Origin of the sequence: Mogibacterium neglectum, assembly GCF_030644205.1 — a bacterium.
Classification (GTDB): Bacteria; Bacillota; Clostridia; order Peptostreptococcales; family Anaerovoracaceae; genus Mogibacterium; species Mogibacterium neglectum.
Genome location: NZ_CP128647.1, coordinates 1,390,992 through 1,415,493 on the forward strand (window position 1 = coordinate 1,390,992; position 24,502 = coordinate 1,415,493).

The window sequence follows — 24,502 nt, forward strand, 5'->3', positions numbered from 1 at the left end:
GGACAGAAAATGAAGTCTTACATCGCTAAGCCTGCAGATATCGGCCACAAGTGGTATGTTATCGATGCAGAGGACAAGACTCTAGGTAAGATTGCAGCTGAGATTGCAATGATCCTAAGAGGAAAGAAGAAGCCTATCTACACACCTCACGTTGACTGCGGAGATTACGTAGTTGTTGTAAACGCTGAGAAGGTAGCAGTAACTGGCAAGAAAGAAAAGCAGAAGATTTACAAGAGCCACAGCGGATATCCAGGTGGTCTCAAGGAGATAACTCTTACAGAACTTCGCGCTAAGAAGCCAGAAGAGATCATCCGTCACGCTGTTAAAGGCATGATGCCTAAGGGCAAGCTCGGCAGACAGATGTTCAAGAAGCTAAAGGTATACGCAGGACCTGAGCATCCACATGCTGCACAGAATCCTGAAGAGTGGACATTCTAGGAAGGGAGGATTAGAAGATGGCTAAAGAAATGTATCAGGCAACAGGAAGAAGAAAATCTTCAATTGCTAGAGTCAGATTACTCCCTGGAACAGGAAGAATCGTTGTAAACAAGAAGGATCTCGAAGATTACTTCGGACTTGAAGTTCTTAAGAACGAGGTTAAGAGACCTTTCGAAATCACTGGAACAACTGGAAAGTACGATGTAATCGCACTAGTCAACGGTGGTGGTACAACTGGACAGGCTGGAGCACTTAGACACGGTATCTCAAGAGCACTTTGCGAAGTAGATGCTGACGCTAACAGACCAGCACTTAAGGCCGCTGGATTCCTAACGAGAGACCCTCGTATGAAGGAAAGAAAGAAGTACGGTCTCAAGAAAGCTAGAAGAGCTAGCCAGTTCTCGAAGCGTTAATCTTATAGGACTTAAAAATTCCTGGGTTTCATAAGAATCCAGGAATTTTTATTTATACTAGCTTTTTTATTTTTAATTATTCAAATAATGATTCGCCATCGCTATTACTTTTGTTTACAAATTTCACTAAATCACGGAGTGATTTATTTTTGTTTTTTGACATGTAGACTAGTAACAAAATCTCTGTAAACGTCTCCCCTAAACTCTCCATATACATGTCTTCAATCGCTGTCATCTCCTCTTTTGGCTGGATAGCAAATCCCTGCCCAAGCGCAATTAAAGTAGTCTGATTTGATACCGTATCAACTACACGTACATCCGAAAAAGTACTTTTATATATGCTTTTGAGATTATCTCTACAGTATTCATGATACTCACTTTCAACTGCTTTGGTTATAAGTGGTAAATTCTCTATGACTTTCCCAACACTTCCATATTTAATCACGCTTTCTTGAGAGCAGCACAAAACATCGTGTGCAGCTCCGATTTCCATCTTCTCTATGCCAAGTGTATTTTCACTTAGCATTGTGACATCAGGAATAATCATCGCATCTATTGATTCCATCTCCAGCATGTTTATCAATTGATCTTTGTCCTTAAACTCTACTTCGAAGGACATATCCTGATTCATGGCTTTGTACTTTCTTAGAAAATTAACTGGTAGATAGTCTCCTGCAATTCCAATTCTAAGAAGTTTATCTTTCTCATTCTCAATTTGTTTTAATAAGCTCTCATACTGTCCGTTTATCTCTTTTACACCTGCATAAAATTTTTCTCCGGCTTCAGTCAAACTGACTCCTTTATTAGTTCGGTAGAATAGCGTGCATCCGATTTCATTTTCTAATTTATTAATATACTTACCTATTGCAGTCTGCGTAATATTGCAAGCTTCAGCAGCTTTAGAAAAATTCAATAATTCTGCTGCAGCAATAAAATATTTCAGTTTAATTAAATCCATTTATCCTTTTCCTAAAATTAATCATAATTTATAATATGCTTGAAATTACAGCGATTATAACACACCCCTTCAGTAGATTAAACCTTGTTATTCCAAAAAGTACTAGACATATGATTATATTTCGGTACTGGTTTTTTAATAGTTAATATATAGTAATATCTATCTTTTTTAATTGTAAATAAACATTTTATTATTACTTTTATTATAGGAGGAACAATGAAAGATAATTCAAAACCAAAGGCGAAAGGGCCGATTATTGTGACCATGGGTCTCGCTCTTTTCGCAACTCAATTTGGCGCGGGCAACCTTATATTTCCGCCATTCCTCGGCCAGCAGACAGGGAGCAATTGGCTAGTAGGATTTGTAGGATTTTTTATCATGGACGTTGGACTAGCTGCCTTAGCTATTTATTCTGTTGTTGCTAACAGAGAAGGAACGGTAGACGGAGTAACTAACAAGATTGGAACCATACCTGGTAAGGTATTCGTATCCATCATTCTGCTGTTACTAGGACCTATCATCTGTATTCCAAGGACATCCGCTACTACTTACGAGATGGGTATTAAGGGACTGCTACCAGGCGTTCCGCTATGGGCATTCAGTCTAATGTTCTTCGCGGTGACTGCCATTCTTGCACTCAATCCTTCTGGTGTTGTAGATGTCATAGGAAAGTTCCTTACACCGCTTTTACTCCTAGTAATGGTTATTTTAATCGTACTCGGAATCATTAATCCAATCGGTGCACCTATTGGAACAAAGGATCTTGTTCCATTCCAGACTGGAATTGTCAATGGTTATCAAACTCTCGATGGTATTGGCGGAGTAACAGTAACTATCATTCTCATAGTTGCTGCAAAGAAATATGGATTTACTGAAAAGAAAGATGTAAAACAGCTAGTAGCTGGTGCGGATATCATTTCGACAGTGCTACTTGGACTAGTATATGGAGGCCTAACATTCCTCGGTGCATCGACTTCAAGCGACAGCCATTTTGCAGGTCTTGCACAGGCTCCACTTCTAATCGCTATCACTAACAGACTACTCGGTGGCTGGGGAGTTATCGCTCTAGCGATTATAATTCTGCTAGCATGTCTAACAACTTCGATTGGACTTTCTTCAGTAATCGGCGACTACTTCTCTGGTTTGTCAAACGGAAAGATTAGTTACCGCACAGTAATACTAATTACGATTGGGTTCAGCTTCTTTATGAGCAACCTTGGTCTAGATAAAATCATTGCGTTAGCTGCACCTATACTAAGCGCATTTTATCCACCGCTTATCGTTTTGGTAATATTTGCCGTACTTGATAACTGGATTACAAGCAAATACGTTGGTGGTGTAGCAGCTTATGCCGCATTCATCACAAGCTTGCTTTCAGTTCTAAATGGATTCGGTCTTCCGTTCGGTTTCGTAAGTGACCTTCCACTCACTAAGCTAGCGCTTGGCTGGGTTGTACCTGCACTGGTTGGTGCTGTAATCGGAGGTATATATTCTGCTACCAGAAAGGACGAATTGAAATTATCGAACTAATAAATAGCTAGATATATTGTCATGAATATCGACACAAAAATCGAGAGCTCTGATTGTTGGGCTCTCGATTTTTTTCTACTGGATTTTCTATGACCAGTTTTGATTGCATTTTGAGCATAAAAAAAAGGCATCGCCATAAAGGACGATGCTTATTAGTCTTCTTATATATAATTAGTTATCGAAATACTATCTAGGCTTTATATTTCAGCCTTATAATGCCTTCTTAATCGCGCTTAGTAGATCGTCAAACTCATCGTAGGCTGGGAACTGTGGGTAATCCGCTTTGATGGAGTCTGTGCTGCGGAATAGGAATCCCGCTTTGCTTGCTTCAATCATAGCTAGGTCGTTAAAACTATCTCCTGCCGCAATTGTCTCAAAACCGCATGACTGAAGAGCTCTCACTGTTGTGAGCTTTGATTTCTCGCAGCGCATCTTAAAGCCTTCTATCATTCCGTCTTCGCCCACGATTAACTCATTGCAGAATAGTGCCGGCCATCCAAGTTTGGCCATAAGTGGCTGGGCAAACTGAGAAAAAGTATCACTGAGAATAATAGCTTGAGTCGTTGCACGAAGTTCATCTAAGAACCTCTTTGCTCCTGGTAGCGGATCAATTCTAGCGATTACATCCTGAATCTCCCTGAGTCCAAGACCATGCTCCCTCAAGATATCAAGTCTGTAATTCATGAGCTTATCGTAATCTGGCTCTTCTCTTGTAGTCCTCTTTAGCTTTTCGATACCAGTCTCTTCTGCAAAAGCAATCCAAATCTCAGGTACCAATACGCCTTCCATATCTAAGCATACAATGTTCATCTTTCCTCCCCTAAAAATCAGTTAGTCTAGAAATAATTTCAGGTAGCTCAACAATTGAATAAGCTTTCGCATCAGCCTCATCTAGCTCTCCGGACTTCGCGTATCCATATTCACATGCGACAAACAATATCTTGTTCCTCACTGCCGCCTCTTGGTCATTGAACCTATCCCCAATCATAACATATGTTAAGTCAGGTTCATCGCTTATTATAGAGCTTAACACATCAGCTTTAGACTGCCAATCCCAGGATTCACAATCTATATACCTCTCAAACCACTTATCTGTGTTAAATCTCTTTCTGTTAAATTCCGCATACTCGTGATCTGAGTTGCTTAATATCATCATCCTGTATCCCTGTTTTTTGAGCCTGTCTAGTGTGTCACGGGTACCGGAATACCAGGGATCAGCACCACCGCGAACCAGAGTGCGCATGTAGGCGCCGACACGCGCCACCGCGGCCGCCCTGGCGGCTGCAGGGAGCGCTGGGGCGAAGTCCGCCCACATTTCATCATTTCTAAGCCCCAGCCAGCTCTCCATGCGCTCATAGCTAGGATTTTCGACTGGGATATCATATATCGTCCGTAGCCTCTTCGCTATATCAAGAATAGCTGGTGCATATATCTTCATAGTTTCTTGAATAGTGCCGTCATAGTCAAACACGAGCATAACCTTACTCTTGTCTTGATTTTCCCTTTCACTATTCTTAATTTCTAAACTTTTGCCCATTTATACGACCAATCCTCATTCGTATTTCGAAAACAAGGCAGACTGCACCAGTCTGCCTTGCAATATTAAATATACCTTTTCGCCTTTGCCATTATAGCTAATCTTATAGCTGTTCTACGAGGTTAACCATCTCGATTGCGGATAGAGCGCAGTCGTATCCCTTGTTCCCAACCTTGCTTCCTGCACGAGCGATTGCCTGTTCAATATTCTCTGTCGTGATTACACCAAACATAGTTGGAACACCGGTCTGCATCGAAATCTGAGCAATTCCTTTAGCTGCCTCGTTGCACACAAGCTCGTAGTGGGATGTCTGACCTCTGATTACAGCACCGAGAACGATTACCGCATCATACTTCCCAGACTCAGCCATCTTCTTAGCAACAGTTGGTAGTTCAAATGCTCCAGGCACCCAAGCAGCTGTGATGTTTTCTTCCTTGACATTGTGACGTACAAGTCCGTCAATAGCACCGCTGAGCAGCTTGCTTACAACGATTTCATTGAAACGAGCAGCTACGATTCCGACCTTCATTCCATCTTTTGCAACGACTTTACCTTCTAATAGATTGATATTGTTCATGACGCTTCCTTTCTACTTGTCTAAATCAATTTCGTTGAAAATATGTCCCATCTTGCTCTTCTTCGTCTTGAGATACATATAGTCGAACTTCTGTGGCTTAATCTCAATCGGAACTCGCTCAGTTATATCAAGAGCAAAATCACCAAGACCATACACCTTCTCAGGGTTGTTAGTCATAAGCCTTAGAGATTTGCAACCCAGGTCTCTAAGAATCTGTGCGCCTACCCAATATTCCCTTAAGTCCGGTGCAAATCCAAGCTTAACATTAGCCTCCACCGTATCATATCCCTCTTCCTGAAGAGCGTATGCCTTAATCTTGTTGATGAGCCCGATTCCACGGCCTTCCTGCCTCATATAAAGCAGGACTCCTCGGCCTTCCTTTTCTATCATCTCAAGCGACTTCTCGAGCTGCAGCCCACAGTCACATCTCAGTGAACCAAATGTATCTCCTGTGAGGCACTCCGAATGAACTCGGCAGAGAACATCTTTTCCATCTCCGATTTCACCCTTAACCAGCGCTACGTGGTGCTCACCAGTAATGTCGTTAATGTACCCATACATCGTGAACTCACCATACACTGTAGGTAGCTTAGCTACCGCCTCACGTATTACATGGCACTCGTTTATGCGCAGATAATCCTGAAGTTGCTTAATTGTTATAAATGCTAGATCGTATTTCTCTGCAATCTCCCACAGCTTAGGCGTTCTCATCATCGTACCGTCATCATCCATAATTTCACAGCACACACCGCACTCCTTGAGCCCAGCAAGTCTCAGCAAGTCTACTGTAGCCTCTGTATGTCCATTTCTAACTAGCACACCGCCCCTCTTAGCAACGAGGGGGAACACATGTCCTGGTCTCCTAAAATCTTCAGGCTTCGAATCGGGATCTACGCACTTTCTCATCGTATATCCTCGTTCTTTAGCTGAAATACCAGTCGTGGTATCGACATGGTCTATGGAAACTGTAAATGCAGTTTCATGGTTATCCGTATTCTCAGACACCATTGCCGGGAAGTTGAGCTTCCTTGCGAGCTCAATGCTCATCGGTGTGCAGATAAGACCCTTTGCAATACTAGCCATCATATTGATATTCTCTTGCGTTGCGAATTCCGCAGCACAGATCATATCACCCTCGTTTTCTCTATCTGGATCATCTGTGCAAAGAATTATCTTCCCTGCTCTTAGATCCTCAAGCGCTCTTTCAATTGAATCATATTCGCGTTTTCTACTACTCATCGCATCTCCTTTCAGAACCCGTTTTCCGCCAGGAACTCAAGTGTAAGTTCACTTTCGTTATCGCCCCTTTGCCGAGCACCACCATACACAGTCGGCTCGCCAAGTCCCAATAATTTTTCTACATATTTGCCTACAATATCATTTTCAAGATTAACCTTATCACCCGAATGCCTCTTCAGCAGTGTAGTTTCCTCACCTGTATGAGGAATGATCGACACCTTAAAACGCTCACCATCTACATAAGCAACAGTAAGGCTGATTCCATCGATTGCTATGGAGCCCTTCTCAACTATGAGTCTGAGAATTTCTGTTGGCGCCTTGATGCTTACCCATACGGCAATGCCATCGTGTTCAAGTGATTCAACAGTTCCAACACCATCAATATGACCAGATACTATGTGTCCACCGAACCTGCCATTTGCAGCCATCGCTCGTTCCAGATTAACCTTGTCACCTACTCTGAGCTGCGAGAACCCTGTTCGCGAAATGGTCTCAGGCATGACATCCGCGGTAAATCCATCGGCATGAAGCTCTACCACGGTGAGGCAGACACCATTCACAGCGATGCTATCACCAATATTAGTGCCTTCTAGTACCTTGGAGGCCTCAAGCTCTATACGGCCTGTCACCCCCGATATGTCCAGTGCTCTCAGTCTTCCTGTCTCTTCAATGATTCCTGTAAACATTAGTTTTCTCCATCTTCTGGAATATATGTGCTGAGATTATCGATTCTCTTGCATGTAATCATGAGATCAGAACCTATCCTCTCAACATCGTCGAATGAGAATTTATATGCCATATTCGGATTTTCAACTCCGATTCCTTCAATAGGACTCTTTGCCTTTCCTCCGAACACCTTAGGTGCGATAAATATCCTCAGCTCACTTATGATTCCTGCTCTCAGCGCACTCTCGTTGAGATTGCCACCGCCTTCAAGCAGCAGGCTATCTATCTCCAGACGCCCGAGGTATTCCATCAACATGTTTAGATTAACTCTTCCGTCATGCCCTGGGAAGTTAAATATCCTGACTCCCATCTCATTGAGTTTAACCGCCTTCTTGATGAAATCTCCACCGCCAAACTTCTTACCTAAAGCCTTTGCTAGGGGATTTACATTCTCGTAGTCCAGATAGAGCGGTGCTTTATCATTAAATCTGACCTCACCTATCGGTAGACCCTCAACTGCACAAACAACAACTGTTTCGCTATCGTACTCATCAGCAGTTCTAACTAACTGGCATTCACTTGGAATTCTGAGCTTGCTGTCACATACGATTCTCACTGGATTTCTGCCGTTCTCAATTCTGCAGTTAAGCATCGGATCATCAGCTATAACCGTATCAACACCCACCATTATGCTCATGCATTCATGACGCATCTCATGCACCTTGTGAATTGCCTCAGGACCAGTAACCCACCTTGAAGCTCCAGTCTTAGTCGCAATCTTGCCGTCAGCAGTCATAGCATACTTCATCATTACGTAAGGATGTTCAGTAGTTATATAGTGAAAGAAAATTGGATTTAGAGCATCGCACTCATCTATCATAAGGTCTTCTACGACTTCAATGCCCGCATCTCGAAGTGCTTGAACTCCCTTTCCTGCTACCTTGGGATTAGGGTCCTTAGATCCAATCACAACTCTAGCTATTCCATTTTCGATAATAGCCTCCGTGCAAGGTGGCGTCTTGCCATAATGGCAACAAGGCTCCATAGTTACGTACATTGTGGCACCATCTGCCGAATCGTGAAGTGATGCTATAGCATTCCTTTCAGCATGCATCTGCCCACACTTAACATGGTATCCTTCGCCTATGATCTGTCCATCTTTGACAATTACAGCTCCTACCTTTGGATTGGGATTAACCCATCCCTCACCCTTCTTAGCTAACTCAATAGCTCGGCGCATGTACTCTTTGTCCTGCAGCATCAGCTCATCAGCTCTCTCTAACGACATTTCTCTCTCCTCATTCGAATAAATATACAATTGACCCGTTCAATTAGAATGGATATGCACTAAAAAAGAAGCCCCTCAGAGCTCCTGCAATTCATCCCTGTACACCTAATGTACCCTCCAGAATAAAAGCTTCTCCCATCCAGACTTTAACTGTCGGCTTCGGAATCTAACCGAATCATGCCTCTCGGCTCGCGGGCTATACCGCCGGTAGGGAATCACACCCTGCCCTGAAGTCAATTACCATATTTATCAGTTCTCGGTTCAAATAGTTAAATACAATAAACCAAGAACTAATAAGTATAATAGAACTATTATTGAGCTCTGTCAATAGTTACAATCATTATGGATTGTGTAGTTTTAAAGAAATAATTGTGCACTATTAAATATTGTATAGCTTTATTTAGTTTTAGGTGTATAATAAAGTTGTACAGAGCTAACACAAGTTGCTATTTATACACAGGAGGTAATTCCATGAATAATAAAAAAGTTACAGTAGCTGGTGGAGGTGTGCTCGGCAGCCAGATTGCTTTTCAGAGCGCTTTCTCCGGATTTGATACAACTATATGGCTAAGAAGCGAGGGCTCTATCGGTAGATCTCAGCCTAAGATAGATAGGCTCTACAAGATTTATCTATCTGAAATCGAAACTCTAAGGCAGAATCTAGGCAAGTCTGGAATTCAGGTTCCAGGAGGTTTCGGCGTAAAAGCTGAAGACCTAACTAATGAGAAGCTCGATGAACTTAAGGAAAAGGTTGAATACGCTTACAGGAACCTAAAGCTATCTCTTTCTTTAGAGGAATCTGCAAAGGGTTGTAATTACTTCATAGAAAGCATGGCCGAGATTCCAGATGAGAAGCATGAGTTTTACAAGAAGCTCGATAAAGTACTAGATGATAACACTATTGTGATGACAAACTCTTCGACGTTCCTTCCTAGCACATTTAGGGGAGACATATCTAAGCCCGAAAGATATCTTGCACTTCACTTTGCTAATAACATCTGGAGAAGCAACATCGGTGAGGTTATGGGACACAGCGCGACATCACAGGTCGCATATAACGAGGTAGTTGAATTCGCTAAATCACTTAACATGGTTCCTATAAAGGTACTCAAGGAGCAGCCTGGTTATCTGCTAAACTCTATGCTCGTGCCATTCCTGAATTCCGCACAGTACCTGCTCGCTAACGGAATCGGAGATCATGAAAATATCGACCGAGCTTGGAAGCTAGGAACTGGTTCTCCGCTTGGGCCATTCCAGATACTCGATATCGTCGGACTCACTACTGCTTACAACATCGTATCTAGTAACCCTGAGTCAAAGAATCCAGATTCAAATGCAGGTAAGATTGCAGCAATGCTTAAAAAGTATATTGATGAGGGTAAGACCGGCATCAACGCTGGTGAGGGTTTCTATAAATACAGATAATTCTCAAAATATCCTATTTGCAATATCAACGTTATAGGAAGCATTGATATTGCAAGCAGCATCTAAAAACTTTCTGTAAATTAAAGGCTTACAAATCTTGCTGAAATTGTAATGCAAGATGACATGCTTATATAACCATGTACATGTATATCAGAGGTGGCATTTAATAAATGCTACCTCTCTCTTTATTTATTAATGACCTCAATAAGTTCTGGTGGTATAATACCAATGCTAATAGAGATTAGAGGTGACAAGATGGCATATATCAATTTTAAAGAAATCGACAATTCGAACACAACTATCGAGTGTAATTCTAGCAATAAACTAGAGGATTACACGCTCGAAACATTCTCATGCGAAGAATTCCTGCAGCACTTAATCAGCAAAGGGATTATACCTATAGACGAAAACGAGGCGGAAAGACCTCACGCACTAAACACAGTCAGAGAGTTATATGAGATTTGCAAGAACAACCCCGGAGATGTGCAGGTTATGACCGATGCAAGAATAGACCAAGTAATCGCTTGCCGTGAAAATGTTGATGACAATAAGTCTAAGTTCACAGGCTACAAGCTTCTCGAGCTTCGCTACTATGACTGCGAACCCGAGTCACAGATTATAAATTTCAAATATCCGTACACCAAAGAAAAACAGTATGGCTGCAACTTCAACGTTAAGATATTCATCAACAATCCTATATTCTTCAACACAGTCATAAGGCTTCTATATGAATACAGTGGCCCAGTACTCATATATGATTACTGGAGACCAGTTGGGATGGAGCTTCTCGGCACAGTTGAAGGAATCGAACAAATTGCACGAGTTTAATCCATGACACTCTCGTATGCTTTATCGTATACGATACGATATGATGCGATAGGATAGAATATTATATGATACGACATATTCTGACATGATATGCTATTGTTTTATCAATTTAGATAAACGATACACTCCCTCCCTGCTTTCAAGAGCAGGGATTTTTATTCATCTAGTGAACCAATGCTTCTAGCATTTAGGATTTCTAGTTTGTATATTGACCCCAAAGGAATTTCTTTATCAAGAATTGTGATAGTCTCTTTGTCTGGTCTAATCTTTGTAACTAGCCCGCTGACTTCTATATATCTGCCGTGCAATTCATCATCAGCGAGGGGTTCGAAGTAAAGTATTCTGACCTCAACACCATTCTCTCTAGCTAATATGCTGTTGCTGCATTTCTCGTATATGGTTGCGATTTTGCAGTCTAGATCAAAATACTCATCATCAGTAAGCGCCCTTTTGTTCTCGTAGATTATTTCCTTATCTGCTAAAGCTTCATCGTAACCAGACAGGGCAGCAAAAGGTGCGAATATCTTAGCTCGCTTCTCAGTGCTCATACGCGGATACTTGTACGAAAATCCATCAGTCTTATGAATTGGCCTCACTCTATTGATAATATCGGCATACTCGAATTTTGTTGTCCGAATAATTCTTTCATCGTATACACCCATCTATGCTCTATGACCCCCTATCTGATTGTTCCTCTCTATATATGTACTTCCCTCTTCGAGATTCATGCCTTTTATCAAGGCATTGCTACCGTATTTCTCTCGTATTGCTAGCATAACCTCCTGCAATTCACATTCTTTAGAGTCATCTATACCGCAAGAGTCTAGTGAAAATATATCAATCTGCTCATCTTCATCTACTACCTTGATATCGTTGGCGGCTATGGTTATGCGCCTTATGTAAAGTGTCGGGTCTATCAGGCGATCAAAAGCTTTCTTCAAACTTCCTAAAATCTCCGCAGTGCAATTCGTAGCAATTCGGAGCCTAGCATTACCAGAAACAGTCTTGGGCATCATTCTTCCATAAAAATCAACCACAACCGAGCCATTATACTCTCCGTTTTCAAGGCTCTGTCCATCGAAGCTGATAAAAAAAGAAAAATGCGACGCCTTGAGTTTCTTCCGTACCATGTCCATGGATAGCTTATCAGCCATCTCGATAAATATATTGCGACCTTCTTCATGGGCATAAGCACGAGGCAGAACCTGCCCAGTAGAGAGCGAGTGAGCCGACGGTTTATATGACTTAATATCCGCCATAGTGCATGGCTCCTTCCCCCATGCATGATCTATCAAAATCTCCGCATCTACACCAAACACTTTATACAAATATTCCTCCTCATAAATCGATATGCGCGCTATATCTCCCATCGTATAAGCTCCGATTTTAGCAAGCCTATGGGCTTTACCACGTCCAATCTGCCAAAAGTCAGTTAGTGGCTTATGGTTCCAAAGGAGATACTTGTAAGATGTCTCGTTGAGCTCTGCAATCCTTACACCATCCTCATCAGCTTTGTTCTTCTTGGCAACTATATCCATACCAACCTTAGCCAAATACATATTAGTTCCAATTCCCGCAGTTGAAACTATTCCTGTCTCTACTAGCACAGCTTTGATTATAGTCATCGCCATCTCATGAGCTGCAGAAACCTTGTGGCGAATCGCCGCCTCCTCATACATGTGAAGGTAATGCGTTATATCCAGAAAGCATTAATCTATGCTATATACATGAATATCCTCCGAAGAAACAAATTTCATATATATGGAGTAAATTTCTGATGATATGCGCACGTACTCGGCCATCCGTGGTGGTGCTATGATGTATTCAATTTCATGACCACACTCTATCTCAGCTCTTCTTATCGCTTGCTTCGCCTCAAATAATCTAGGTCTACCTGGAACACCAATAACCTTTAGAGCAGGTGAAACCGCCAAACAGATTGTATTGTCAGACCTAGATTCGTCTGCGACGAGAAGTCTAGCCTCGAGCGGATTAAGCTCCCTCGCTATGCATTCGACAGATGCATAATAAGACTTCAGATCGATACACAGGTAAGTTCTGTTCCCCTCCAGTTCCTCCCAATTATTAAATATATTGATTGATGCTCTCTTATTCATCTTCGATCCCTGCTGATGACAAATACTTAGCTTGACTTTTTTGCTTGTCCCAATTATAGTGGATGCACAAACAAAAATCAAACATACGTTCTTTTATTTTTCCGCTAAATCTTTATGATTTTTGTTGAACTCCACTGACATAAAGGTGTTAAAAAATTTTTAATAGCTTTGTGAAACTTTCTTTCTACATTGACATGATAAATCGCCAGTGGTAAACTGAAAATGATTTTTAATTTCGGTTATCTCCCCATTTTTATATCGTCACCGATTCGATTCATAGAAGAATCGCGGTGCTCGGATAATTACAATAACCGATATTATTTTTGAAAAATCTGTATTTTTCACGTTACATAGCATGGAGGTTTTTATGAAACGTAACAAGCTTATTAAAATATTTGCAATTATGATGATTGCAATCCTTTCACTTGGTACACTTGCTAGCTGTGGCAGCAAGGAATCGAGCTCCAAGAAGCTCAAGATTGTCGTAACTACATTTCCTGAGTACGACTGGGTTAGAGAGATTCTCGGTGACAGAGTCAAGGACGTTGATTTGAAGTTACTTCAGAAGAATGGTACTGATTTGCACAGTTTCCAGCCTTCCGCTCAGGACATAAAGGATATATCAAATGCCGATATTTTCGTCTACGTTGGCGGTGAGTCTGACGAGTGGGTTTCTGATGTTCTCAAGAAGAAAAAGAACAAGGATCTCGTTGCAATCAACCTCATGGATGAGATGAAGGACAGCAAGAAGGCCGAGGAAGTTAAGGAAGGTATGCAGCCTGAGAAGGAGGATAAAGACGAAGGTGATGGTCATCATCATGAGAATGCTGAGGAAGTCGAGTATGATGAGCATGTATGGCTATCTCTCAAGAATGCAATTAAGCTCTGCCAGCCTATTGAGCAGGCAATTGCTAAAAAAGATAAGAAGCATGCAGATACTTATAAGAAGAACTTAGATGCTTATACAAAAAAGCTCCAGAAACTAGATAATAAATATGCTGAGGCTGTTAAAAATGCTAAGGTTAAGACTCTAATATTCGGAGACCGTTTCCCATTCCGTTACATGGTAGATGACTATGGTTTGAACTACTATGCTGCATTTGTCGGCTGCTCTGCTGAATCTGAGGCTAGCTTTGAGACAATTAGTTTCCTATCCAACAAGCTCAACCAGCTTAAGATAAAGCATGTTTTAACTATTGAGAACTCTGATCACAAGATTGCTAAGTCAGTAATTAAGAATGCTGACGGAACTAAGAGAGATATAAAGACTCTTGATTCGCTGCAGTCTATGAAGAAGGGTGACCTCAAGAAAAAGACTTACCTCAAGACAATGGAGAATAACCTCAAAGTCTTGCAGGAGGTTCTAAATAATTAGGTAATTAATAGGAGAATAAATTAAACAAAATGGTAAGAGAGACTAGGGACTCTTCATTTAGTATCATTTGCGAGGGGCTTGCTGTCGGATATTCAGGCAAGCCCCTCTGTAATGGATTCGATTTGGAGATTAATAACGGAGATTATATTTGTATTGTAGGAGAAAACGGTGCCGGAAAATCGACCTTGATTAAGACCTTGGTGGGTTTGATTCCGTCGATTAACGGCAAGGTATTATTGCGTGGCGATGTCGATAAGAGTGATATCGGCTACCTGCCGCAGCAGCGTGAGATGCAGAAAGATTTCCCGGCTTCCGTATGGGAAGTCGTACTATCTGGATGCCTGGATAGACTTGGATTCAGGCCTTTTTATGGGAATAAGGAGCGAAAGCTTGCCGCTGATGCTATCCGAGAGCTTGACCTCGAGGATATTAAGAACGAGAGCTTTCGCGAACTTTCTGGTGGGCAGCGGCAGCGCGTGCTCCTCGCACGCGCCATAGCCGGCTCCAAGAAAGTGCTGGTTCTGGACGAGCCGATCACCGGGCTCGACCCGGTGGCCGCTGCCCATCTGTACTACCTGCTAGATAGACTGAATCAGAGCGGAACCACAATCATAACCATATCGCACGATATCAGCAAAGCGCTAGCTGCAGCTAATAAGCTTCTTATAATGAGCGATACGCCTCACTTAGCTTCAGAAGCAGAGAGGAGGGCGATTCTAGATGTCTAATATTTCAGAACAATTACACATGTATTTTTCTCACTCCTTCGTCCTATATGCATTAATCGTCGGTGTATCAATAGCCCTCTGTGCAGCTATGGTCGGAGTAACACTTGTTCTTAAGAGGTTTTCATTTATCGGAGATGGGCTATCACACGTTGCCTTTGGCGCCATGACAGTCGGCACAATTTTACACGTATCGAGCAATCTGTATATTACCATGCCAGTAACCATAATAGCAGCCATACTGTTGCTCCGTGGTGGTCAGAATAGCAAGGTCATGGGTGATGCTAAGCTGGCGATATTGTCCGTCGTGTCACTTGCCTTCGGATATCTGATGATGAACGTATTCTCTTCATCTGCAAACGTATCCGGTGACGTATGCACGACATTATTTGGCTCCACATCGATATTGACGCTGACGACAGAGGACGTAATTATATGCCTCGTCACCTCAGCAGTGGTCATAATTGCCTTCGTATTCCTATACAACAGACTTTTTGCGGTAACTTTTGATGAAGAATATGCGAAAGCGACAGGCACCAAGACAGAAACATATAATTTAATCATCGCAATCATCATTGCTGTTATAATAGTATTGGGAATGAACCTGGTAGGCTCACTTTTGATATCCGCACTCATAATCTTTCCTGCTCTATCGGCGATGTGCGTATTTGGAAGCTTCAGAGCGGTAACCATCTGCTCTATAATCCTGTCAATAGTTGCAGCCTTGACTGGGATGTTTATATCAATCCTAGGCGGAACTCCAGTAGGAGCAACGATTGTAACGGTGGATGCAATTATGTATCTTATATTTATACTCCTCGGCAAAGTGACTGCCAGAGGATAATTTTACAGAATGCAAAGATGATAAAATGACTAACAATAAAAGGACTAAACTAATTATAATAATAATCACGCTACTGGCTTTTGTATCAGTATGTATCGGGGTTACACTCCATATCGTAGCTCACAATAAGGCAAAGACGGATGGTCATGTTGACCTTGATCTCAGTACCATGAGTACAACGGCAATCTATTCTGAGGTATCCAACATGATGACAAGTCCTAAGAAGTACGTCGGCAAGACAGTCAAGGTAAAAGGCTATTATGTCGTTAGCGTTGACCCTAGCACCGGAGAACGATCCACATATTGTCTAATCCCAGATGCGACAGAATGCTGTCAGCAGGGCCTGCTATTTAAGCTCAAGAAAGGTGAAGCATCGAAACTGCCAGCGGAGGATAAGAAATTTGTCATCTCTGGTAAATTCACTCTCAAGACACTGCCTGATGACAAGAATGCTACGTACGTAGTGCTCGAAAATGCAAAAGTGTATAAAGACGGCAAGTAACGTGCATAAAGAAAAATGGCTATAGTAAATCACAAATGTACCGACCCCCAGTTAGACCAGAATCTAACGATTAGGAGGTCGGTACATTTTACTATACCATTTTTTATCACTTATTATTCATCCTGTTTCTGTAGTTCGATTTTCTCTCAATAATTTCCATCGTCCTACATAAATCCGAGCAGTGTATCAACAATCGGTACTACTATGACGAATAGAATCGTACTTAGTGTTACTACATTAGTCGAGAACTCGACATCACCATCTCCATGGCTTGCGAGGATTGGCAGCACCGCTAGAGCAGGTGCAGCCGCCTGTATAACGAACGTCCTAAATTCATCAACTGGCATATTCTTAGCTGTGATCATTAGAATTGCAACCATAACTATTGGTCCCAAAATAAAGCGTCCAACTAGGGTTACAACTGTATCCTTGTCAAGGGTAATCGTATTAAGCCCAGCCTTTGCAAGAACAATGCCGATGTAGATCAGTGACAGAGGTGTCACGATATTTCCTACATATGTCAGTGTGCTAGTAGCGAATGCTGGTACTGGAATCCTCAAAACGAGGAATATTAACGCCACTAAAAATCCTACGAGCGGCGCTGGAAGCAGCTTCTTCCAGTCGAACTTTTCTGCGCTCTTATGCTTACCCGATTTGCTATCGCTAGACATCAGGTAAACTCCTAGAGTCCAGGTTGAAACGGTATTAGTGATGTAGTATATGAGGAAATATGGCAAAGCCTTGTTCCCAAATAACGCTATATTGAGAGGCAAACCTATGAAAATGGTGTTGGCATTTACAAAGGTATTTATCATCGTGCCCCTGCGTCCCGGCCTTACATGAAATGCTTTAACTGCAATAAAGGCTGCAACATATCCTAGTCCAAATGCAGCAAATGTATAGACGAGTCCCTCAGATAGACTAACAAGTTTATCGAAGGTTAGATACTTCATCACTGATACGAAAATAGATGCAGGTAATGCAATATTCATTATTAAACGCGATAGATTAGACCCAAAGTTCTCTCCAAACCATCCGTGATTCTGTAGAAAGTATCCTAAGGCTATTATCGCAATAATTGGAATAATACTCTGTATAGAGGTGATTAATATCTCCATATCGCTCCTTTCTAGAGCCTAAACCCTTTTATATTCCGTGAAAGCCGGACATAATCCGGCCTTCACGGGGATATTTTAATCTCTAATTTTAATACTCTGGATACCATTTCATATTCTGAACAGCCTTGACCATATCCGTTTCTTCAGCACGCGCAAGTCCCTGCTTCTGGGCAGTCTTAGCAACTGCTTCTGCAACTCTAATGGATACATCCGCTACGTACTTGAAAGGAGGTAGCACAGGTGCTCCCTGCTTGCTCATATCAATGATTCCACTCAGTGAGTGAGCTGCAGCCCCAATCATCTCATCTGTCAGTAGGCTTGCCTCCGATGCGAGCATTCCAATCCCTAGACCTGGATATATTAGCGCATTATTAGCCTGTCCAATCACATAATCAACACCATTATACGAAACTGTACCTGCTGGGATTCCAGTTGCTACGAAAGCCTTTCCATCAGACCAAGCAATTAAATCTTCCGCAGTGGCCTCTGCAAGTTTCGTTGGATTTGATAGAGGGAAAATCATTGGGCGTTCAGTATTCTCGCACATAGCCTCAACAACTTCCTTCGTAAAAGTATTTGGTACTGTTGATGTTCCAACAAGTATTGTTGGCTTTACTGTCTTCACAACCTCAAGTAAGTCTGTCAGCTTATCTGCGTTAGGATAATCCGAACGTTTCTTAGCAAAAGGCCTCTGCTCAGGAGTCAAATCATCCAAATCATCGAAGAGAAGTCCCTGCTTATCCACCATAAAGAACCTCTTGTAAGCATCTTCTTCTGAAAGCCCCATAGTTACCATCTCGCGGAGTACACGTGAGGCAATCCCTGCACCGGCAGTTCCACCACCAAAGCATAGGTATACCTGGTCGGTGAGTTTCTCACCTGTAACCGCAAGCGATCCGAAGATTCCGCCAAGCGTTACTATACCCGTTCCCTGTATATCATCGTTAAAGGTAGGAATATCCTTACGATATTTCTCGAGAATATTTGCGGCATTTGAACGCCCGAAGTCCTCCCAGTGTAGATACAGCTTAGGGAATAGCTTCTCTGCCACATTGACAAACTTATCGATGAAGTCATAGTAGCGGTCACCACGTATTCTCTCATGGCGATTTCCAAGATAGTTAGGGCTATTGCGCAGTGACTCACGATTAGTTCCTGCATCGATAACTAGTGGTAGAACCGTAGCTGGATCAATTCCTGCCGCGCCAGTGTACACCATTAACTTTCCTACTGAGATATCCACACCATTTGCACCCCAATCGCCAATTCCGAGAATCTCCTCAGCATCGGTCACTACAATCAGTCTTATATCCCTACCGCCAGCTGCATTTCTAAGGGTTTCCTCAATATGCTCTGGATGATTAATATCGAGGTAACCTGCATACTGAGGATTTACAAAGAGGTTACTGTATCCCTCGATAGTGTTGGCAATAGTTGGGTCATAGACAATTGGATTGAACTCTTCTAGATGATGTGAGAAAAGATAATAGAACAGTGTGCGATTGGTATTAAATATTTCCATGAGAAAGAGTCTCTTCTCAAGATTATTAGCCTTGGTATGAAGCTGCGCATAAGTCTCAGCAGCCTGTTCCTCGATGGTCTGAACGTAAGGTGGCAATAGGCCAATAAGCCCAAACTCCTGACGCTCCTCTAGAGTAAATGCGGTTCCTTTATTAAGAAAAGGATTATTTAAAATATCATGTGCATTCATAGTCCACCTCCACTTTATACACCTGTATTAAAATTTACTACATCATATGCCTCTAACTGTTCGCTGTAAAGCTTTTACGCAATTAAACATGAAATCCACACAAACCAAACGGAGAGCCGAACATCGTTCAGGCTCTCCGTTTTCATTCTTATTATTCGCATCAATTTAATCAGTTCGGTGCTATGCTTCCATATTTCAGCATATTCACCGCAGAAGCCAGATTAACACTATTAGGCTTCGGTTTCTTCCCCTTCTCGCTCTCCTGCTCCTACTGCATCGCTTTCACTTCCATCCGGAATGCTAACATCCACACCATTCACCGTAATTCCTTCACTTATTGGAATCATCAGATAGCTGCGACCATCGATAACCTCCGTCTTGATTCCAAATACGTGCTCTGGATCCACACTGACATTCACCTCAGGAGTCTCTATCTTAAACTGCCTGCGGTTGATGAGGTTCTCAGGGTTAAAGAATTCTTCCCCTTCAAAATACTGCTTACACGTATCATGGAACTTCTCGATTGCCTCGTCAGAGGTTCCGCTCTTCATGAGAATTTCCTCTAGCTCATTGATGTGAATCTCTGGAGTTTCATCGGATTTTGCTTCCTTAAGGAGATCTATTTTCTCACCTATCTGGCTATGAAGAGCCTTCACGATATCGATATCACATTCATCCTTTAGCGAGTCAGCAAGTGCACTGTCAAATGCATTCTTCTGTGTATTTGCCGCCATCGGCAGCTTGTCTAGGTTGAACACCGCCTTGAGAAAATCGCTATGAATGTCAGCCGAACTCCTCGTATAGTAGAGCGCCTGATATATGTTAGTCATCCTATCATCGAATGTTGGGAACATGAAGCCCATGTCCGGAGCCCCGAGTATGCTGCCCGTCGATGCGCCGCGGAAGTTCTTCTCCTCAGCAAGGTACCTGAGTGCACCCTTCGGGTCTTTTACAGGACACAGACAACAAACGAAATACTCGAACTGATCCGTCGACTCCAGAGGCCACTCGTCACTACCGCTATCCTTATATGGCACATCATAGGCATCAGCAGCCAGCAAGATAACGTAACCAGTATCCCCCATATCTACGCTATCGATAATTCTCTGGAATAAAATCTTGCGCATAGTCTCGTTGCTGAGATGCGAAGTCCTCAGCGTCTGAAGCAACCTATGCTCATCGCTATCCTCGACCTGAGCCGTTGAGAACTCAACATCTAGTAGATTCCTGCCTAGCGCGCCAGACAGCACCTTCTTTAGAGTCTTCATGTACATCTCGCGCTCTTCATTTTCCATGAGCATCGTCGGCGAATCCATGTACGTAATAATCTCTCGCGCAGCATTGACGTAGCAACCATAAATATGCCCAAAATTGTTCATATCCGGGCTAAATCTCTTCTTGATCTCTCTAATTTCCTTGCGATTCATCTTGTCTCCTAACGAAACCCGTTTCCCTTCTATCTAAAAAACTTCCCCACTTCATCCTTGTACACGAAGTCCGTGACTCCTCCGCAATCCTCGCACTTGGACGAGCGGCAGCCAAAGCCTTGGCCGTATTTACCAAATCCCACGCGCATTTTATCCGATCCGCAAAATGCACATATCTCATTATACCCCATCTCGCGGTTACACGCATCGCTAGAGCCTCCTCGGACGTCTACCGATAAATGCTTACCTGCATTTGGCAGAGCCACGGTATCTGTCTCTTTAAAACCGGAAGCCACGCTATTTAGCTCATTTTCCGTCATAACCCATCTTCCATCTGCCATGTTTCTCCCGCCTCTCTATGGATTAATGTGCCGTGTTGTGTTAATATAGTGCACATATTAATTTTATATTACATTTCAGAAATATCAAGGAGAACACATGCTCACAGGCAAGCAAAGAAGTTATCTAAAGGGGCTCGCTCAGAAGATCGAGCCGACTGTATATATTGGCAAGGCTGACCTCACGGAGAACATCGTCCGTTCTATCGACGAAAATCTTACGGCGAATGAACTTGTAAAAGGTCAGATTCAGGAAGGCTCACTGCTCAACCCTACCGATGTATGTAGCGAACTTGCCGAAACTCTTCACGCTGAATTCGTCGCAGCGATCGGACGCCGCTTCGTGCTATATAGAAGGGCGAGAAATCCTAAGAATGTAAAAATTGAGCTGCCGAAGGCACCTCGCAAGTAGTTTTTATATATTAAATATTAAAGTTGATAGAAACAGATATATACACAGAAATAAAAGAATAAGCACTTAGCTCCCATCTTCGGGCTGCTAAGTGCTTTTACATTTATAGTCCAATCTCATCAGCAATCTCACGCATCGCTTCCAGCGAAATGTCTATAAACTCATCAAAGCTAATGCCTATTTCCTCGATAGCCGCCATGTACTGTCTGTTCGCTCCTGCTGCAAATCTCGTTTCCTTAAACCTCTTATTTACCGACTTGTGCTTAACGCTCGCAATCTTCTTATCTGGGTAAATCTGCGCGACAGCCTTGCAGAATCCGCTCATCGGGTCAGCAGCAAGAAGTGCAATCTCTAAAGTGGATTTCGCAATAACGCCAGACTCCGGGTTATGCGCGCAAATAGCCTGTGCCATAACTGGCTCGTCGTAGCCTTCGTCCTTTAGAATCTGTGCCGAAACCGGTCCGTGAGTGGACATGTCTGTACGCCAATCAGCCGTCTCTTCGTCTAGGTCGTGTAGCAAGCCACAGATACCCCAAAACTCTATTTCATCAGGAGCAAGCTTCTTTGCAAGACCCCTCATTATCGCTTCAACCGCATACGAATGCGTGATGTAGTTCTCTCCCTTTACATATTTATGTAGCAGTTCATTAGCCTGCTCTCTAGTAATGTGCTCGCTCATTTTGTTTCTCCTTTTGCAAATATATTAATCTAAATTTTAACACAAACTGCTTATGTTGGCTATATATCGCATTTGACTGATTTAATGACATGCAATAAGATAGTAGATGTGTAAATTGCACAACCACATTATCATGCGCAATTCTCGAGTACACATGTAGTCGAGTCTAGCGGTGGTTTCGTACGATTTTGTATGCGGTTATGCACGCATTGAAATATACTGAAAAGAAGAGATAGAGTAAAGGTAAAGTTAACGTCAGGAATAGAGTTATACATAGGAACAGTGATAGGGATGGGAATAAAGATGGAAAAAGTAATGCATAATAAGAATAAAGGCATATTATTAATAGTATCTTCAGCATTTTTCTTCGCCTTGATGGGAATCTTCGTCAAGCTCTCGGGTGACCTACCGGCTGTGGAAAAAGCCTTTTTCAGAAACCTAATAGCCGCAATCATCGCTGCGATTGTACTGATTAAGGACAAACAGCCAATACAAATCGGACGCAAAAACTATATACCTATGCTCGTGCGAGTGACCGCAGGCACGATCGGGATCCTCGGAAATTTCTATGCAGTGAGCCATATAATGGTTGCAGACGCCAGCATGCTCAATAAGCTCTCGCCATTTGCAACGATTATCTTTTCGATTATCATACTCAAAGAGGTTCCTAAGAAATACCAGATTTTCTGCTTAATGCTCGCCATGACAGGTGCACTGTTCGTAATCAAGCCGGGCTTCTCAGGAAATCCACTAGGTATGGCCGCTGGTCTTATCGGCGGTATAGGCGCGGGTCTCGCATACACGATGGTGCGCATGCTCGGCTCTAACGGTGTACAGAGGGCGGTCATCGTCTTCTGCTTCTCAGCCTTCAGCTGCCTATCTATGGTACCGCTGATAGTGCTGAAATATCATGCACCGATGAGCCCATACCAGATTCTGATGCTTCTCTGCGCAGGCTTTGCCGCTGCAGGAGGGCAGTTCACTATCACTGGTGCATATCGCTATGCCCCTGCAAAGGAAATCTCAATCTACGATTATTCGCAAATCATCTTCACAACTGCGCTAGGATTCATGGTGTTCGGTGAAATTCCAGATATCTATAGCTTCATCGGATATGCGATTATCATAACGGCTGGTACTATAATCTTCTTCAAATCGAAGAATGAACAGCAGGCAAATTAAGATTAGATAGTAGAATGCCGCGCTGCCCGAGTGGGCGGCGCGGCGTTTTAATTTATTATTTTATTAAATATTATATCCCCACTTCTTGAGGAGTTACATCTACCTCTTATACCTCGGTGTCTCGAGCTTGACCGGTTCCGGATTTAGCAGCACCCACTTAGTCGCAAGCTCACACAGTCTATCTAGTGAAGTCTCATTAAAATCCCCTCTAGGACTTATGCTCGAAGCCAGGCTCTTAACCTCTTCGAGTTCCGCCTCAGGCAGTGATACCCCAGTTGCTACATGCTTTACGAAATCGTCTAGCATCATGCGATAATCTCTGTTCCAGTTGCACCCGCCATTTCTATTCATCTCATCCTGAACGCGGCCAGCAATTCTCACAACCTCGCCCTGAAGAGTCTCTGCTGCACCATGTGAAGGTATCAGGAGTTCCCAGAGCTCTGCAAACTGTTCATTCCAAGTATTACCTTCTACTACAATCGGGGATACACCGTCGTGGATTTTGCGAGCCTTTACTGGCTCTACATCAAATAGCTGATAAAGCTTGGCAAGCCCCGTATCTATCTCATCTACATAGTCTGGGTGGGAGCTTCCTCTATGGAATTCGACATCCTCACCGATTTTTCTCACATATTCCTTGACCGCAGGCGTCACCTCAGCTCCTGCATCTACGAGAATTTCAGCAACTTTCGCGCATTTCCCTATATCTATTCCTCGGCATGATACAAGCGCCTCCTCGAGAGGCGTGCGCTTCCATATACTGTTCCTAGCGTTTAGGTCAACTCCTTGCTCGACGAGCAGCTTTACATTATCTGGTACGTATCCAGATGCAGCGCTATGAAGAGGTGTGTTTCCATAATTATCTGGCGTAGCAACGTCACCGCCTAATTCAAACAGCACCTTAAACACCTTCGCGTTATTTCTAGCGTGGAAATTAAGTGGAGTACGTCCGTAAGAGTTCAGTGTATTGACATCGAGTCCCTCCTCTACAAGCCAAGGTATGATTTCAGATGGGATTCCATAGTGATGCAAAGCAGTGTTGAGGTCACAGCGACCTGCATAAGCTGTAATCTCGCATTTGTCGAATACCGCTTTTATCTCCTCGATATCACCTCTACGCAGTATCTCGTAAAAGTCGCTAGGTAACGTCTTTCTCTTTTTCTTAGCCATGAG

General features: G+C 42.8%; 27 protein-coding genes and 1 riboswitch. Of the genes, 11 read left to right on the plus strand and 16 right to left on the minus strand.

Translation table 11 applies throughout. The annotated features are described in order from the left end of the window. The first annotated feature begins 9 nt into the window (after positions 1 to 9). Positions 10 to 438, plus strand: coding sequence for a 50S ribosomal protein L13 (gene rplM, locus QU661_RS06460; RefSeq protein ID WP_304989433.1), 429 nt, complete (start codon positions 10 to 12; stop codon positions 436 to 438). Positions 439 to 455: 17 nt separating this feature from the next. Next, entirely contained in the window at positions 456 to 851 is a 396-nt protein-coding gene (gene rpsI / locus QU661_RS06465) for a 30S ribosomal protein S9 (RefSeq protein ID WP_304989434.1), read from the plus strand. Positions 852 to 927: 76 nt separating this feature from the next. Here the strand turns inward: rpsI and QU661_RS06470 are convergent, their stop codons facing one another. Further along, the gene (locus QU661_RS06470) at positions 928 to 1,809 is read right to left on the minus strand and encodes a LysR family transcriptional regulator (protein ID WP_304989435.1); all 882 of its coding nucleotides are present in this window, start codon (positions 1,807 to 1,809) and stop codon (positions 928 to 930) included. A 216-nt stretch (positions 1,810 to 2,025) separates the two neighbouring features. Here QU661_RS06470 and brnQ point away from each other — a divergent pair, with 216 nt between their 5' ends. Next, positions 2,026 to 3,339: a branched-chain amino acid transport system II carrier protein gene (gene brnQ, locus QU661_RS06475; protein ID WP_304989436.1), complete on the plus strand. Its 1,314-nt coding sequence runs from the start codon at positions 2,026 to 2,028 to the stop codon at positions 3,337 to 3,339. A gap of 210 nt (positions 3,340 to 3,549) precedes the next feature. On the opposite strand, the gene thrH is transcribed toward brnQ, so the two are convergent. The 6 genes from thrH to ribD all read right to left on the minus strand — a co-directional run bounded on the left by thrH (position 3,550) and on the right by ribD (position 8,646). Continuing rightward, the gene (gene thrH, locus QU661_RS06480) at positions 3,550 to 4,149 is read right to left on the minus strand and encodes a bifunctional phosphoserine phosphatase/homoserine phosphotransferase ThrH (protein WP_304989437.1); all 600 of its coding nucleotides are present in this window, start codon (positions 4,147 to 4,149) and stop codon (positions 3,550 to 3,552) included. 10 nt (positions 4,150 to 4,159) lie between these two features. Then, complete coding sequence (locus QU661_RS06485) at positions 4,160 to 4,876, minus strand: HAD family hydrolase (RefSeq protein WP_304989438.1); 717 nt, start codon at positions 4,874 to 4,876, stop codon at positions 4,160 to 4,162. Between the two features lie 103 nt (positions 4,877 to 4,979). Further along, the gene (gene ribH, locus QU661_RS06490; protein ID WP_304989439.1) at positions 4,980 to 5,453 is read right to left on the minus strand and encodes a 6,7-dimethyl-8-ribityllumazine synthase; all 474 of its coding nucleotides are present in this window, start codon (positions 5,451 to 5,453) and stop codon (positions 4,980 to 4,982) included. Between the two features lie 12 nt (positions 5,454 to 5,465). Then, positions 5,466 to 6,692 carry a bifunctional 3,4-dihydroxy-2-butanone-4-phosphate synthase/GTP cyclohydrolase II gene (locus QU661_RS06495; RefSeq protein ID WP_304989440.1) on the minus strand — a complete coding sequence of 409 codons (1,227 nt, stop codon included), beginning with the start codon at positions 6,690 to 6,692 and terminating at the stop codon, positions 5,466 to 5,468. A gap of 11 nt (positions 6,693 to 6,703) precedes the next feature. Further along, positions 6,704 to 7,378, minus strand: coding sequence for a riboflavin synthase (locus tag QU661_RS06500; protein ID WP_304989441.1), 675 nt, complete (start codon positions 7,376 to 7,378; stop codon positions 6,704 to 6,706). Next, entirely contained in the window at positions 7,378 to 8,646 is a 1,269-nt protein-coding gene (gene ribD / locus QU661_RS06505) for a bifunctional diaminohydroxyphosphoribosylaminopyrimidine deaminase/5-amino-6-(5-phosphoribosylamino)uracil reductase RibD (RefSeq protein WP_330692433.1), read from the minus strand. Before ribD ends, QU661_RS06500 begins: the two co-directional genes overlap by 1 nt. 123 nt (positions 8,647 to 8,769) lie before the next feature. Then, a riboswitch (FMN riboswitch) is annotated at positions 8,770 to 8,885 on the minus strand. Positions 8,886 to 9,117: 232 nt separating this feature from the next. Between ribD and QU661_RS06510 the strand changes: the two genes are divergently transcribed. Both QU661_RS06510 and QU661_RS06515 read left to right on the plus strand, forming a co-directional pair. Continuing rightward, the gene (locus QU661_RS06510; RefSeq protein WP_304989442.1) at positions 9,118 to 10,071 is read left to right on the plus strand and encodes a 3-hydroxyacyl-CoA dehydrogenase; all 954 of its coding nucleotides are present in this window, start codon (positions 9,118 to 9,120) and stop codon (positions 10,069 to 10,071) included. Positions 10,072 to 10,299: 228 nt separating this feature from the next. Continuing rightward, positions 10,300 to 10,899 carry a hypothetical protein gene (locus QU661_RS06515; protein WP_304989443.1) on the plus strand — a complete coding sequence of 200 codons (600 nt, stop codon included), beginning with the start codon at positions 10,300 to 10,302 and terminating at the stop codon, positions 10,897 to 10,899. Between the two features lie 155 nt (positions 10,900 to 11,054). Here the strand turns inward: QU661_RS06515 and QU661_RS06520 are convergent, their stop codons facing one another. The 3 genes from QU661_RS06520 to QU661_RS08340 form a co-directional block, all read right to left on the minus strand. Beyond that, complete coding sequence (locus QU661_RS06520) at positions 11,055 to 11,561, minus strand: hypothetical protein (RefSeq protein WP_304989444.1); 507 nt, start codon at positions 11,559 to 11,561, stop codon at positions 11,055 to 11,057. Then, positions 11,562 to 12,524 carry a DinB/UmuC family translesion DNA polymerase gene (locus QU661_RS06525; protein WP_330692434.1) on the minus strand — a complete coding sequence of 321 codons (963 nt, stop codon included), beginning with the start codon at positions 12,522 to 12,524 and terminating at the stop codon, positions 11,562 to 11,564. 84 nt (positions 12,525 to 12,608) lie between these two features. After that, the gene (locus QU661_RS08340; protein ID WP_330692435.1) at positions 12,609 to 13,016 is read right to left on the minus strand and encodes a Y-family DNA polymerase; all 408 of its coding nucleotides are present in this window, start codon (positions 13,014 to 13,016) and stop codon (positions 12,609 to 12,611) included. A gap of 367 nt (positions 13,017 to 13,383) precedes the next feature. Between QU661_RS08340 and QU661_RS06530 the strand changes: the two genes are divergently transcribed. The 4 genes from QU661_RS06530 to QU661_RS06545 are packed head-to-tail and all read left to right on the plus strand — an operon-like array spanning position 13,384 to position 16,462. Then, the gene (locus QU661_RS06530) at positions 13,384 to 14,391 is read left to right on the plus strand and encodes a metal ABC transporter substrate-binding protein (protein ID WP_304989445.1); all 1,008 of its coding nucleotides are present in this window, start codon (positions 13,384 to 13,386) and stop codon (positions 14,389 to 14,391) included. Between the two features lie 29 nt (positions 14,392 to 14,420). Next, complete coding sequence (locus QU661_RS06535; protein ID WP_304989446.1) at positions 14,421 to 15,119, plus strand: metal ABC transporter ATP-binding protein; 699 nt, start codon at positions 14,421 to 14,423, stop codon at positions 15,117 to 15,119. Next, positions 15,112 to 15,960 (plus strand): metal ABC transporter permease, encoded by an 849-nt coding sequence (locus QU661_RS06540; protein WP_304989447.1) that lies wholly within the window; start codon positions 15,112 to 15,114, stop codon positions 15,958 to 15,960. Before QU661_RS06535 ends, QU661_RS06540 begins: the two co-directional genes overlap by 8 nt. Before the next feature lie 25 nt (positions 15,961 to 15,985). Further along, positions 15,986 to 16,462, plus strand: a complete 477-nt coding sequence (locus QU661_RS06545; protein ID WP_304989448.1) for a hypothetical protein — start codon at positions 15,986 to 15,988, stop codon at positions 16,460 to 16,462. A 164-nt stretch (positions 16,463 to 16,626) separates the two neighbouring features. Here QU661_RS06545 and QU661_RS06550 read toward each other — a convergent pair whose 3' ends face one another. The 4 genes from QU661_RS06550 to QU661_RS06565 form a co-directional block, all read right to left on the minus strand. After that, entirely contained in the window at positions 16,627 to 17,580 is a 954-nt protein-coding gene (locus tag QU661_RS06550) for an AEC family transporter (protein WP_304989449.1), read from the minus strand. Positions 17,581 to 17,668: 88 nt separating this feature from the next. After that, complete coding sequence (locus tag QU661_RS06555) at positions 17,669 to 19,291, minus strand: malolactic enzyme (protein WP_304989450.1); 1,623 nt, start codon at positions 19,289 to 19,291, stop codon at positions 17,669 to 17,671. A 230-nt stretch (positions 19,292 to 19,521) separates the two neighbouring features. Then, positions 19,522 to 20,718, minus strand: coding sequence for a DUF4317 domain-containing protein (locus QU661_RS06560; protein WP_304989451.1), 1,197 nt, complete (start codon positions 20,716 to 20,718; stop codon positions 19,522 to 19,524). Positions 20,719 to 20,747: 29 nt separating this feature from the next. Then, a complete protein-coding gene (locus tag QU661_RS06565; RefSeq protein ID WP_304989452.1) occupies positions 20,748 to 21,059 on the minus strand; it encodes a hypothetical protein in 312 nt (103 codons plus the stop codon). A 97-nt stretch (positions 21,060 to 21,156) separates the two neighbouring features. Here QU661_RS06565 and QU661_RS06570 point away from each other — a divergent pair, with 97 nt between their 5' ends. After that, a complete protein-coding gene (locus QU661_RS06570; protein WP_304989453.1) occupies positions 21,157 to 21,468 on the plus strand; it encodes a YhbY family RNA-binding protein in 312 nt (103 codons plus the stop codon). Between the two features lie 103 nt (positions 21,469 to 21,571). Here the strand turns inward: QU661_RS06570 and QU661_RS06575 are convergent, their stop codons facing one another. Further along, positions 21,572 to 22,147: an HD domain-containing protein gene (locus QU661_RS06575; protein WP_274948322.1), complete on the minus strand. Its 576-nt coding sequence runs from the start codon at positions 22,145 to 22,147 to the stop codon at positions 21,572 to 21,574. Between the two features lie 303 nt (positions 22,148 to 22,450). Here QU661_RS06575 and QU661_RS06580 point away from each other — a divergent pair, with 303 nt between their 5' ends. Further along, positions 22,451 to 23,329, plus strand: a complete 879-nt coding sequence (locus QU661_RS06580; RefSeq protein WP_304989454.1) for a DMT family transporter — start codon at positions 22,451 to 22,453, stop codon at positions 23,327 to 23,329. 99 nt (positions 23,330 to 23,428) lie between these two features. Here QU661_RS06580 and QU661_RS06585 read toward each other — a convergent pair whose 3' ends face one another. Further along, a complete protein-coding gene (locus tag QU661_RS06585) occupies positions 23,429 to 24,499 on the minus strand; it encodes an ankyrin repeat domain-containing protein (RefSeq protein ID WP_304989455.1) in 1,071 nt (356 codons plus the stop codon). Between the last annotated feature and the right edge of the window lie 3 nt (positions 24,500 to 24,502).